This window comes from Geoanaerobacter pelophilus, from assembly GCF_018476885.1.
GTDB classification, from domain to species: Bacteria; Desulfobacterota; Desulfuromonadia; order Geobacterales; family DSM-12255; genus Geoanaerobacter; species Geoanaerobacter pelophilus.
In genome coordinates this window covers 1-12722 of record NZ_JAHCVJ010000001.1, presented here as the reverse complement: position 1 = coordinate 12722, position 12722 = coordinate 1, and the positions used below count along the sequence as shown (strand labels likewise).

Below are 12722 nucleotides of genomic sequence, written 5' to 3'. Positions count from 1 at the left end.
AGATCGCATCTTGTGGTAACATTATTGACAGGAGGTGCGGTGTGAAACGGAAACGGATCATTATCATGGGGGCAGCCGGTCGCGATTTTCATAATTTCAATTGCTGCTATCGCAATAATCGTTCTGCTAGGGTGGTCGCTTTTACTGCAGCCCAGATCCCGTATATCAGCGATCGTCGCTATCCGGCGCAGCTTGCCGGAGCCCTGTATCCGCAAGGGATACCTATTTATCCCGAAGACCGCCTGCATGAGCTGATTCAGCGCCTGAAAGCGGATCAGGTGGTTTTTGCCTACAGCGATATTTCGCACGACAAGCTTATGCATCTTGCCTCGGGCGTCCTGGCGTGCGGTGCTGATTTTACTATGATTGGACCGGATGCAACCATGTTGCGGAGCAGAGTGCCGGTTATCTCGGTATGCGCCGTTAGAACCGGTTGCGGCAAGAGTCAGGTCGTTAGATATCTCTGCGATATCCTCCGTAACCGCGGAGTCAGCCCAGTTGTTGTTCGCCACCCCATGCCTTATGGCAACCTTTCAGACCAGGTCGTAGAGCGGTTTGCCACGGCAGCCGATCTGGACCGTTTCCACTGCACCATCGAGGAGAGAGAGGAGTATGAACATCTTCTGGAGCACGGAGCAACGGTTTACGCCGGAGTGGATTATCAGCGGATACTCAGTCTGGCGGAACAGGAAGCGGCTGTTATCATCTGGGACGGCGGGAACAATGATCTGCCGTTTTTTCGACCAGAGCTGGAGATTGTGGTGGTGGACCCGTTGCGCCCGGGGCACGAGACGTCCTGGTATCCCGGAGAGGTCAACCTGCGGCGTGGTCACCTGATTGTCATCAATAAGGTGAACGCTGCTGACCCGGCAGCAGTTACAGCAGTAACAATTGCAGCACAGGCGGCTAATCCGTCTGCTTTGTTGGTGCGGACCGCGTCTGAAATATCGGTGCCGGATGCGGAACGAATAGCAGGCCGGAAGGTGCTGGTGATAGAGGATGGCCCGACAATAACCCATGGCTCAATGCCTTCCGGGGCAGGGCTGGCTGCGGCACTCCGTTTCGGCGCTGCATCGGTTGTTGATCCCCGGCCTTGGGCGCGCGGTTCATTGAAAGAGGTTTTTACCTCATATCCCCATATTGGGCCGGTGCTCCCGGCATTGGGCTACAGTGCTGCTCAAGTTGAAGATCTTAAAGAGACAATTGCCGCAGTTCCTTGCGATCTGGTTCTTGCTGCTACCCCTATAGACCTCAGCAGTTTGCTGGAAACGACCCGCCCGATAATACGAGTTACCTACAATATTGCCGAAGAAGAAGGTGAACCGCTCAAAGCAGCATTTTGGCAATTCCTTGACAAGTTGAACCTGTCCTAAACGGCACCTGAGCGCCATCAATTGCTGATTGCAGGATAATTAGCCCTTGATCTCTCCTTTAAAAAGATGTATCGATGTGACCCTTATTTTTCCAAAGGAGTATTGAATGGGGATTTTGTCTAATACCGTAAGCATCTGTCAGTTCATGGTTGTTGGGAATGTCCCAGCATCTGAAGTTTTTGAGTGGGCCTCGACAAATCTTGCCAGGGTCGGGTTTACTCCCATAGACCATAGTGTCGCAGAGCTTTCCGCGGGATGGGTTCATGTCGATGACCATCGCGAAAACAGTTTTGCAGTGCCGGCGGCATTCTGGCGCGATCATTATCTGGTGTTCACGCTTCGCCAGGACAAGCGCAGTATTCCGACGGTTTTGCTCAGATCCAATCTTCAACTCGAAGAACGAGAGTTTTTGGCTGCAAATCCAGGTTATACCAAGGTTCCGAAACAAAAAAAGGAAGAGTTGCGTGAAGCTGTGCGTACTAAGCTTCTGGCCAGAGTGCTGCCTGTTCCGTCGACGTATGACGCTGTATGGGACACCGACAGTAATATCCTTACCCTTGCGACCGTCGGTTCCAAGGCAGTGGAACAGTTTGAAACCCTTTTCAAGAAGACCTTCGAAGGGCTCCGCCTGGTTGTTATCCACCCCTATTCCCGTGCTGAGCGTCTGCTATTGCCAGAGACCTTGGCTCAGCTTGCCAAAGCCAACAAGGCAAATTCCGATGCGGTCCTGGATCTGATAAAGAGCAATCGATGGTTAGGCTGGGATTTCCTGCTGTGGATGATGTACCGAACCATGAACGAATCATCGGAATACCGGGTAAGCCAGCCTGGCCCGGCAGTGGTCGATGAATCTTTTGTTGCTTACCTGAATGACCGGATGGTGTTGGGAGTTTCCGGGGAAAATGGCGTACAAAAGTTCACGGCCTCAGGACCGATGGAGCAATTCGCTGAAGTGAGAACAGCTCTCAAGAGCGGCAAACTGATCAATGAAGCAACCCTTTATCTGGAAAGAGGGGAGTTGTCATGGAAGATGACCCTGAAGGGGGAGCAGTTTCAGTTTGCCTCATTCAGGTCGCCACAGGTCAAAGAAGAGAAGGACAATACCGTTGACGCGGTAAGTGAGCGAGAAGCTCTATTCTATGAGCGGATGTACGTACTTGAACTTGGGCTGCAGCTTTTTGACAGTCTGTACCTGGCATTTCTCGAACTGCGCCTTGGCAGTGAATGGGATGCTGAGCTCAAAAAAATCAACTCATGGCTCGATGAGTCGTAATAATATGGGTGCTTGATCCAAAAAACAACTTTGCATGGTGTGCTGCTTTGTCTTCCAAACCTCCTTCAACTCGGTGCTTGTTTCATTATTTCTCTCTTCGGCATGCCGAAATAGAGAAATAATGAAACTTCTCCGGGATCTTCTCTGACTGTTTCTTCCCTGGTTTAAATGCTAAATGGCCAAGTTAGATTTTCCTGCCCCCCTGTGTTGAAATAATATAAACATTAAATAAAGATAATGACTGCCGTTCCGATAAGATCAAATATCGAGATTTAGAGCCAGGGCTTGATGACGGGATTCTTGATGAATTTTACGTCGATAAAGGTTTTGCTTGTTGGCACTGAGGATGATTGCAATCTCATCCGCAACGCCTTGCATGCTGTTGATGCTCCGGGACTGGATCTTGATTGGGTTTGTACCTTTTCTGAAGGACAGGCATCGCTGGCTGCGAAGCAACATGATATCTGCCTCGTTGATTATTCTCTAGATGCAAAAACCGGAGTTGAATTCGTCCAAGACGCAATCAAGGAGGGGAGGGCGCTACCCTTCATTATTTTTTCCAGCCGGAATGGCAGTCTGATGGCAGAAGCTCTCAATGCTGGGGCTATGGACTATCTGTCACGAGATGAGCTACAACCTGCCATACTCTGGCGGGCGTTACGTTATGCGATCGACCGTAATAAGATTGCAAAGCATATTCCTCTAGCTTTTACAGAATCAGCCGATACTAACAATAACAAGGCTCGACTCATTGCCCAGTTAAGCCATGAAATGCGCACCCCGATGAATGGAGTTGTTGGAATGCTTGACCTTCTTGAAGATACAGAGTTGACGATGAAACAGAAAGAATATCTGGCTCATGCACGAACTGCGGCAAACTCAATGATTTCCATGATTGATCGCGTTCTTGATGTCACGCCAAACGGTATTCAACCAGATCTGTTGGAGAAGCCGGTTAAGAGCGTTAATCAAGGCTGTTACAAAGTGCTGCTTGCTGATGACAGTAAGGTTACCAGGAAGGTATTCGCTCATTTGCTAGAGAAAAACGGCCATCGGGTCGTGGCTGTTGGTGACGGTTATGAGGCTGTCTCTTGTTACATGAAGGAACCCTTCGATATCATCCTCATGGATTTACAAATGCCCAAGATGAATGGGCAAAATGCTGCTAAACTTATAAGAAATAACGAATTGTCAACTAAAACGCATACCCCGATTCTGGCACTGACAGCTACAGAAAGCAGTGAAGACATTGATCAGTGCTTGCAGGCCGGTATGGATGGCTACCTTCACAAAAATGTTACTGCATCTGAGCTGTTGACGGCCCTGGCAGGGTATGTGAAACCTTCTGCTGATTTATCCGGTAAAAGTGATAGTCCGGAGGGTGCGGTTTCCCCTGGAGATGGCTCTGATCTGGAAACTGTGCTTGCACGCCTGGTAGATGCTTTCCAGCAGCGGGATGAAGGGCTTTTTGAGAAATGCTCGTTCAGGTTGAAGGCTCTTGCGCTGCAAGCTGACATGTCGCATTTGGCAGATGAAGCTTTCAGGATCCAGCTGGCATTTCGCAGGGGAGATATGAAAAAAGTGACTATGCTGTTGACGTCACTCAATAATATTGTCAAAGCAAAAAAGACTGAAAAAGGTTTCAAAATAGATATGCACTAAAGACGCTTATTAATTAAGGAGAAAAAGGCAGATGAAAACATTGATAGTTGAAGATGATTTTATTTCACGCAAAATTCTTAAAGAAATACTGGCCCCTTATGGAGAGCTGGACATTGCCATTGATGGTGAGGAAGCGGTTAAGGCATTTCGTATGGCATGCGATGAAGGGGTTGGTTACGATCTTATATGCATGGACATAATGATGCCGAATATGGACGGGCAGGAATCGTTGAAGCTGATTCGGTCCATTGAAAAGGAAAGAGGCATTCATGAAGGCAATGAAGTGAAGGTCGTTATGATCTCTGCGCTTGGCGATCCTAAAACTGTTGTTGAGGCGTTTTATCGTGGAGGAGCAACATCCTATCTTGTCAAGCCGATTGGAAAACAGAAACTTCTGAGTGAATTGAGGAATTTCGGACTTATTCGTTAAACTTTGCATTAACAGTAAATACTATAGGTATCGAGGATAATTCAGAGATTCATATTTCTTTAAATAATTGTGATTAAAGGTCGATAAAAACATCATTAGCCAACTGCCGACTCTGACAAAGGTACTAGGATATAATCAATGTTCAAATTTCTTGACAAGGCTGCTTTTTCGAAGGGAATGGATGGGTCAGTGCCTGAGGCTGAGTCTTTTGAACCAAAGAAGGTGTTTCCGTTTGCCTCGTGGGGGGAATCTCTTGCTTTAGTGGCTGAAAAGCTGCAGAAGCTCTCTGGAACGACAGAGGTTGAATTTCTCTCAATTGGGGCCAGGTTGCATGATTTTTATGCCAGAGCCGGTTCCATTGATCACCTTTCTTCGGATGTGGCAGCTCAGGTTGGTGGCGAAGATATTCAGGAAGCGATAGACCGCCTCGTGACACTGCTCAATAAGGTGCAGGAGTATCTTGTTGATTCTGAGAGGGAAGCCGGACAGGACTGTGAATCGTTGAGGAAGGTACTGCTTCTTCTGGAGCAGGTTGTGGAACCGCTGAATAGTTTCGGTACTATCAATAAAGTTCTGCGGATGCTCGGCATCTCAACCAAGATTGAGAGTGCCAGGCTCGGTAACAGTGCTGCCGGCTTTGATACGATAGCCGCTGATGTTGCCAATTTGTCGGTGCAGGTGCTGGACAAATCTCAAACAATCCTGGTCCAGCAGACTGCGTTGAGCAACACCATTCGAAAAACATTGGAGGGTGTGGAGAGAATAAAGACCGAGCAGCTACTGCAGGTGCGGGGAATTCTGGATAGGATTCGTGCAAATCTCGAAACTCTTAAGGAGATCAACAGCAATTGCTCTGTCATTGCCTCTGTTGTTGCCAATGCTTCTTCTGAAATTTCACGAAGCATGAGTGGCGTTGTTACTTCCATGCAATTTCACGACATTGTGCGTCAGCAGATTGAACATGTCGAAACTGCGCTGACAGAAGTGCATCAGATGCTGTCATCCGGAGAACCTGGTAATATTGATGTTGCCGTGGAGACATCCGACATCTGTGAACTCCAAGCGGCTCAATTGCGTCAGGCCGGCAGCGAAATCTCTGATGCGGTTAGAAGTATTATTGAAAACCTTTCCTCGATCGCTGTTAAGGAATCGCATACTGCCGCTAAGACCCGTGATATGGCCGGAGTTGCCGACAAGGCGGGCAGCTCTTTTTTCAGTGACATGGAAGAGGACTTGAAGAGAATAGCTGCCTCGTTCGTAAGCAATGCTGAAGCCAATAAATCGATAACTACCGCGATGTCGAGTGTTGCCGGCACTATCGGCGAGATTGTCAATTATGTCGGTGATATCGAGCATATTGGTGAAGAAATCGAGTTGATTGCCATGAATGCCCAGATAAAGGCTGCCCGAACCGGTGATGTCGGCGCAGCTCTGGGAGTGCTTGCAGAGGCTATACAGCGACTTTCTGTAGAGGCCCAGGAGCAAACCGGTAATGTTTCTAAAACGCTGCTTGCCGTAACTGATACCACGGAACACCTTTTCCATGATGTCGGTGAAGATGCGGCAGCATTGGACAAGGAAGTTGACTCAATTGTAAATGAACTGGATTCAGTACTGCGTACGCTTCTGTATCTCAATGAAAGCATCATTGGAAAAGTGCTTGGCCTTGAGAGTGAAGTGCTGTCGTTTTCCAGTGACATTGAAAGCACAACAAGTTCTATAACCGTTCATGAGCTCATGGTTGATGGACTTGCCGATGCTATTGGTTGCCTGGATTCGATAGTCGGCGAGGTCGGATCACTGATTCCGCTCGATCTGGCCAAAGGGAAAACAGAACGGCTCAAAGAGCTGGCAACTCGCTATACGATGCACAGTGAACGTAAGGTCCATGCAGGGTTTACCGGCACAGATCTGTTTGATGCGTCAACGAACACCACTGACGATTTAGATGACAATGTTGAACTATTTTGACAATGGAGGAAGCGTATGGACGAGTTTGCAGCAAACAACACAGGTGCGCCGGATGATCTGGTTGTTCACCTGTCCGGCAGCATGACAATACATTATGCTGTCGAGATAAAAGATGCTCTGCTTACCGCCTTTAATGATTCATCTAAGCTTACCTGTAATCTCACCCAGGTAAGTGACATAGACTTGGCCGGGTTGCAGCTTCTGTGCGCGACCCACAAATCTTCTTGTGCTTCTGGAAGGAAATTTGAAGTGGTTGGCCTGGAAAGAGATGATTTTGTTAAGGTAGTGGAGTGTGCTGGATTTTCTCGCCATATCGGCTGCATGCAAAATGAGGCAAATCGTTGTATCTGGGTTGGAGGTGCACAATAATGGGAAAAATGATCATGACTGTAGACGATTCGGCCAGTGTACGGCAGATGGTAAGCTTTACACTAAAACAGAACGGTTATGATGTCGTTGAGGCTGTCGATGGAAAAGATGGCCTTCAGAAACTAGCCTCGACCAAGGTTGATATGATTATTACAGACCTTAACATGCCTAACCTTGACGGCATCGGCTTAATCAAAGGCGCGCGCGCCTTGCCTGCTTGCAAATTCATCCCGATTGTCATGCTGACAACAGAGTCTCAGGATTCAAAAAAAGCTGAAGGCAAGGCTGCTGGGGCAACTGGCTGGATTGTGAAGCCATTCAAGCCGGAACAGCTGATCTCTGTAGTGAAAAAGGTGCTGGGATGATAGACGCTCACAGACAGGCATTCAAGGAAGAGGCATACGAACTTGTGGCTGAGCTGGAGACCTCTCTTCTCGCACTTGAAGAAGTGCCGGATGACAAGGAGACCATCGGCAGGGTCTTCCGGGCCATGCATACTATTAAAGGTTCAGGAGCCATGTTTGGCTTTGAGGATATTGCGACCTTTACGCACGAGGTGGAGACCGTATTTGATCTTGTTCGCAATGACAAGATTCCGGTTACCAAGCAACTCATCAACCTGACACTGTCGGCGCGGGACCAGATAAAGTCAATGCTCGATGCTTCGGATAGCGGTTACCCGGTTGACGATGCCGAAGCCGCGGCGATCATCCTTGAGCTTAAAAAGCTTCTTCCGCAAAGCTCAGGTGTTTCAGAGCCGGTTAATGTCGCTTCTTCAAAAGCGAGTTCAATCCCGGAGGGTAGACCTGTTACCTACCGGATTCGTTTTAAACCTGCTCCGGAAATCTTCATGACCGGGACCGATCCTGTCAAACTGATAGCTGAACTGGCAGCTCTTGGGACGTGCCGACCGATTGCCCAACTAAGCGGGATACCTGCCCTGGAGGAGATGCAGCCGGACAACTGCTATGTCTATTGGGATATCATTCTCACCACGTCGCGGGGGAAAGATGCTATTGAGGATGTCTTTATTTTCGTCGCTGATGATTGTGAACTCAGCTACGAGGTTATTGACGATGGCAGTGCCGAGATTGAGGACGACTACAAGAAACTCGGAGAGATTCTTGTAGAGCGTGGCGATATCTCGCGTGAAGACATGGACAACATACTTTCTTTGCAAAAAAGATTCGGTGAGCTGGCTGTAGCAACAGGGCTGGCAAAGCCGGATGATGTCCAGGCCGCTTTGGTCGAACAGCAGCATGTCAAAGAGGTTCGCCAGGAGCGTCAGGTCCAACAGACCGATGCCGGCACCAGTATCAGGGTTCCTGCCGACAAGCTGGATGCTTTGGTCAACCTGGTTGGTGAGCTGGTCACCGTTCAAGCGCGCTTGTCGCAAACGGCCGTTTCCAAAAGGGATCCCGAACTGGTAAACATTGCCGAAGAAGTTGAACGATTATCCGCTGAGCTCAGGGACAATGCTCTAAATATTCGCATGCTCCCGATCGGCACCACGTTCAGCAAGTTTAAACGGTTGGTACGGGACTTGTCTAACGAACTGGGCAAAGAAATCGAGATGACAACCGAGGGAGCCGAAACAGAATTGGATAAGACTGTTATCGAGAGGCTTAATGATCCTTTGGTTCATTTGATCCGTAATAGTATCGACCATGGAATCGAAGGTCCGGAAGAGCGGGTGGCAGCCGGCAAGCCGCGGCAGGGAACGGTTCATCTTTCTGCAGTGCATTCCGGAGACAGTGTGCTTATTTCCATTACTGACGATGGCGCCGGCCTTGATCGCGATGCCATAAGAACAAAGGCTGTAGAACGAGGACTGATCCAGGCAAGTGCTGAACTCTCTGACAAAGAGATTTACGCCCAGATTTTTGCTCCTGGATTTTCCACTGCCAAGAAAGTTACCAGTGTTTCTGGGCGCGGTGTCGGGATGGATGTGGTCAAAAGGGCCATAGACGCCTTACGCGGTACTATTGATATAAGCAGTACTCGTGGCGTTGGCTCAAAGATAACGGTTAAGATACCTCTCACGCTGGCGATTATTGAAAGCCTCCTGGTAAAGATCGGGGCAGACTGCTTTGTCTTGCCGCTTTCGCTGGTTAATGAATGCATTGAACTCACCAGTGAACAGTCGGCAGTGTCTAATGGCCGGAATCTGGCCAATGTGCGTGGTCATATGGTCCCGTATGTTCCGCTGCGTGAACATTTCAAGATTACCGGGGCTCCCCCGGCTTTTCAGCAGATTGTCATTACCGAGGTCGACGGTTTTAGAGTCGGGTTTGTGGTTGATAATGTCATTGGTGAGCATCAGACGGTCATCAAGTCCCTTGGCAGGGCCTACAAAAATGTGGAGGGGGTTTCCGGTGCCACAATTTTAGGTGATGGCAGTGTCGCCCTTATTCTTGACATCCCGCATCTGATGCGGGGAGCAGAACTTGCCGAAAGAGCAGTTTGATGTTCCATCGTTAGAAATCAGGCGTTCCAGGATCCGGGTGTTGTCTAATGCTGTGCAAAGGGCAATTCCCGGATTATTGTTCCAGAGCTGATAGCTGTGCAGCATGCTTACCCTCAGAGCTTTTCCTTTCAGTAAGATGTTTTCTTGCGGTACTTCTACAATTCACTAAAACGGAGCATGTTAATTATGGCTTTCACCTTCTTTTTCCGCGACATCCACACTATCGAGCATATTGTCCGTCATGTAGTGCCATTTGCCTCAGGGCGCAGCGTGGTGAAAGTATGGGACGCGGGCTGCGCCATGGGGCCGGAACCGTATACCCTGGCCATTGTTTTTGCCGAGAACATGGGGAAATTTGCCTATAAGAATCTCAAAATCGACGCGACAGACATAGACGGCAGCAATCTGTTCGGTCCTATAATCGCAGAAGGGGTCTATCCCTTTGAAGAGATTCAGCGGATACCCGCAGATCTTTTGGAGAAATATTTCAAGCCGGCAGATAACAAGCCGGGGCACTTCAAAATCGATGAGGCCGTCAGGACTCGGCTGACCTTCCAGAAGCATGACCTGCTGACCCTTAAACCTATCGGCGATAACTTCAGCCTGATAATGTGCAAGAATGTGCTACTGCATTTCAGCCAGGAACAGCGGATCGAAGTTATCAAGATGTTCCATTCTGCTTTGGTTCCTGGAGGTTTTTTCGCGAGTGAGCAGACCCAGAAAATGCCAAAGGAGGTTGCGCACCTGTTCGAGCAGGTGACCCCGGATGCCCAGCTCTATAGAAAGCTCTGACCATGAAAGTAATTTCTTTACGTGGCAGTCCCGATATTTACAGTTGTCGTGCCTACCTGGTATTGGGCGACTGGAACCGGATCGAAGATGTCAATACCTTGATTGATGTGGGGACAGACGGGTCGATAATCGGTGAAATCGAAGCGATATCAACCGGAATAGGTAAACGTGCCGTAGAGCAGGTGATCATCACCCACAATCACTTCGACCATGTTGGTGGCATTGATGCCATTATAAAAAGGTTCAAGCCTCATATTTTCTCATATGGCGACCTCGGACGGGGTGAGTCTCGTTTGCGTGGCTGGGAGACCTTACGCATGGGCGATAGGGATTGCCAGGTATTCCATACCCCTGGTCACTCCAGTGACTCGATCTGCCTCTATTCTCCCGAAGAAAAAGCACTCTTTCCCGGCGATACGCCGCTGCGAATTCTTACTCCAGGCGGTACCTACTCCAGGGAGTTCCTGTCTTGTCTGCAAAAACTGGCATCGCTTAATATTCAGTCAGTATATCCCGGACATGATGACCCAATCCTCACAGACGCCCACAGCATGATTCTCCACACCCTCTCAGTTGTTCGAAAGAGCCAAATCAGCCCCTGAAGACACGATGTAAATATTTATTAGTTTTTATTAAAGTCATGCTTTGGGTGTCCGATATATAGCTATGTGGTTGTCAATCAGGTTTTACCTTATGGCTGGTTCAGGGTATTGCGAAAGCTAATTCAGGAGGAAGCTATGTTCAAGAACATGAATCTCAGTAAACGGCTAGGGTTGGGTTTTGGTGTGCTTCTTGTGTTAATGGTGGCCCTGATCTGGGTAGGTGTCAGCGGCATGGCCAAAATTGAAGATAGTATCGAACGGATCGTCACCATCAACATGGTTAGAATCGACATGGTAAATGACTTGAGCCGGGATATTGGCAACATCGGGATCAATGTCCGGAATATGATCGTCAATGACAACCCGGAAAAGAAGAAGGAGTACAGCGAGCGGATTGCCAAGTTCCGCGAGGAATATTCCAAGAGTTTCAAAAAAGTAGAAGAGTTGACCACCAAGACCGACACTAAGTCTTGGGAGCTTATTAACAACTTGAAGCAGGATATAACTGTCTCCAGCAACCTGAATAACAAAGTAATGGCCCTGGCCATGGCCGGTAAGGACAAGGAGGCTGCCCTGGTGCTGAGCAAAGAGGCGGCACCGGCTGAACGTGCCGTATCAAAAGAGGTTGAAGATCTGCTACAGCACAACATGGAGAGGAATAAAGCGCGCTACGAAGAGGCTGTGGCCACCTATAACAAGTCTCGTAATTTCATGTTTGGCCTGGGCGCTGTCGCTATTCTACTGGGAATCTTTACGGCCTTTTTCCTGACCCGTTCAACCTTAAAACAGCTGGGTGCCGATCCGAAAGAGGTCGGTGAAGTTGCCAACCTGGTCGCTGTAGGCGATCTCAACCGTGAGATTAATCTCAAGGTCGGCGACACGACCAGCGTCATGGCCGCCATGAAGAAGATGGTGGATACCATCCGGTTGCTGGTAGCCGATGCCTCCATGCTGTCCGATGCCGCCATTGCCGGCAAGCTGGACACCCGCGCTGACGCCTCCAAGCATCAGGGCGACTTCCAGAAGATTGTCGTTGGTGTCAATGAGACCTTAGATGCCGTCATCGGACCGCTTAACGTCGCCGCCGAGTATGTTGACCGGATCGCCAAAGGCGACATTCCGCCGAAGATCACTGACAGCTACAGTGGTGACTTCAATGAAATCAAAAACAACCTTAATCAGGCGATAGACGCCGTCAATGCCCTGGTGGCCGACGCCAACATGCTATCTGCTGCCGCCGTAGCCGGCAAACTCGACACCCGGGCCGACGCCAGCAAACACCAGGGTGACTTCAGAGCCATCGTTTCCGGGGTCAACGACACTTTGGATGCCGTCATCGGCCCGCTTAACGTCGCAGCCGAATATGTTGACCGGATCGCCAAAGGCGACATCCCGCCGCGGATCACCGATCAATACAATGGTGACTTCAATGAAATCAAAAACAACCTCAATCAGGCGATAGACGCCGTCAATGCCATGGTAGCCGATGCCGTCATGCTCAGCAAGGCAGCAGTAGAAGGCAAACTTGCCACTCGAGCCGACGCCAGCAAACACCACGGCGACTTCCAGAAGATCGTCTCCGGCGTCAATGACACTCTCGACGCCGTCATCGGGCCACTGAACGTTGCCGCCGAATATGTCGACAAGATCAGCAAAGGGATCATGCCGCCGCTCATCAGCGACAACTACAACGGCGACTTTAATGCCATCAAGAACAACCTCAACATCCTCATCGATGCCAATACCCGGATCACCGCCGCAGCGCGCGAAGTAGCAAGCGGCA

The 12722-nt window shown here is 49.3% G+C and carries 11 protein-coding genes; all 11 read left to right on the top strand.

Annotated features, from left to right (window positions below; translation table 11 throughout):
- Positions 1-41: 41 nt before the first annotated feature.
- Positions 42-1373, top strand: coding sequence for a cyclic 2,3-diphosphoglycerate synthase (locus tag KI809_RS00055; protein WP_214169484.1), 1332 nt, complete (start codon positions 42-44; stop codon positions 1371-1373).
- Between the two features lie 106 nt (positions 1374-1479).
- Positions 1480-2646, top strand: coding sequence for a recombination-associated protein RdgC (gene rdgC, locus KI809_RS00050; RefSeq protein WP_214169483.1), 1167 nt, complete (start codon positions 1480-1482; stop codon positions 2644-2646).
- Positions 2647-2949: 303 nt separating this feature from the next.
- Entirely contained in the window at positions 2950-4308 is a 1359-nt protein-coding gene (locus KI809_RS00045; protein ID WP_214169482.1) for a response regulator, read from the top strand.
- A 31-nt stretch (positions 4309-4339) separates the two neighbouring features.
- Positions 4340-4738: a response regulator gene (locus KI809_RS00040; protein ID WP_214169481.1), complete on the top strand. Its 399-nt coding sequence runs from the start codon at positions 4340-4342 to the stop codon at positions 4736-4738.
- A 138-nt stretch (positions 4739-4876) separates the two neighbouring features.
- The gene (locus tag KI809_RS00035; RefSeq protein WP_214169480.1) at positions 4877-6709 is read left to right on the top strand and encodes a methyl-accepting chemotaxis protein; all 1833 of its coding nucleotides are present in this window, start codon (positions 4877-4879) and stop codon (positions 6707-6709) included.
- Positions 6710-6724: 15 nt separating this feature from the next.
- On the top strand, positions 6725-7078 hold the full coding sequence (locus KI809_RS00030; RefSeq protein WP_214169479.1) for an STAS domain-containing protein: 354 nt from the start codon (positions 6725-6727) through the stop codon (positions 7076-7078).
- On the top strand, positions 7078-7443 hold the full coding sequence (locus KI809_RS00025; RefSeq protein WP_214169478.1) for a response regulator: 366 nt from the start codon (positions 7078-7080) through the stop codon (positions 7441-7443). The genes KI809_RS00030 and KI809_RS00025 overlap by 1 nt, the downstream gene beginning before the upstream one ends.
- On the top strand, positions 7440-9545 hold the full coding sequence (locus tag KI809_RS00020) for a chemotaxis protein CheA (RefSeq protein ID WP_214169477.1): 2106 nt from the start codon (positions 7440-7442) through the stop codon (positions 9543-9545). The genes KI809_RS00025 and KI809_RS00020 overlap by 4 nt, the downstream gene beginning before the upstream one ends.
- 186 nt (positions 9546-9731) lie before the next feature.
- On the top strand, positions 9732-10337 hold the full coding sequence (locus KI809_RS00015; RefSeq protein WP_214169476.1) for a CheR family methyltransferase: 606 nt from the start codon (positions 9732-9734) through the stop codon (positions 10335-10337).
- A 2-nt stretch (positions 10338-10339) separates the two neighbouring features.
- Positions 10340-10939, top strand: coding sequence for an MBL fold metallo-hydrolase (locus KI809_RS00010; RefSeq protein WP_214169475.1), 600 nt, complete (start codon positions 10340-10342; stop codon positions 10937-10939).
- Positions 10940-11074: 135 nt separating this feature from the next.
- The coding region (locus KI809_RS00005) for an MCP four helix bundle domain-containing protein (RefSeq protein ID WP_214169474.1) at positions 11075-12722 on the top strand (1648 nt) is incomplete at its 3' end.

Coding starts and splice junctions, on each gene's coding strand:
- rdgC (WP_214169483.1), top strand. CDS start 1,480: ATGGGGATTTTGTCTAATACCGTAAGCATCTGTCAGTTCATGGTTGTT.
- KI809_RS00045 (WP_214169482.1), top strand. CDS start 2,950: ATGAATTTTACGTCGATAAAGGTTTTGCTTGTTGGCACTGAGGATGAT.
- KI809_RS00040 (WP_214169481.1), top strand. CDS start 4,340: ATGAAAACATTGATAGTTGAAGATGATTTTATTTCACGCAAAATTCTT.
- KI809_RS00035 (WP_214169480.1), top strand. CDS start 4,877: ATGTTCAAATTTCTTGACAAGGCTGCTTTTTCGAAGGGAATGGATGGG.
- KI809_RS00030 (WP_214169479.1), top strand. CDS start 6,725: ATGGACGAGTTTGCAGCAAACAACACAGGTGCGCCGGATGATCTGGTT.
- KI809_RS00025 (WP_214169478.1), top strand. CDS start 7,078: ATGGGAAAAATGATCATGACTGTAGACGATTCGGCCAGTGTACGGCAG.
- KI809_RS00020 (WP_214169477.1), top strand. CDS start 7,440: ATGATAGACGCTCACAGACAGGCATTCAAGGAAGAGGCATACGAACTT.
- KI809_RS00015 (WP_214169476.1), top strand. CDS start 9,732: ATGGCTTTCACCTTCTTTTTCCGCGACATCCACACTATCGAGCATATT.
- KI809_RS00010 (WP_214169475.1), top strand. CDS start 10,340: ATGAAAGTAATTTCTTTACGTGGCAGTCCCGATATTTACAGTTGTCGT.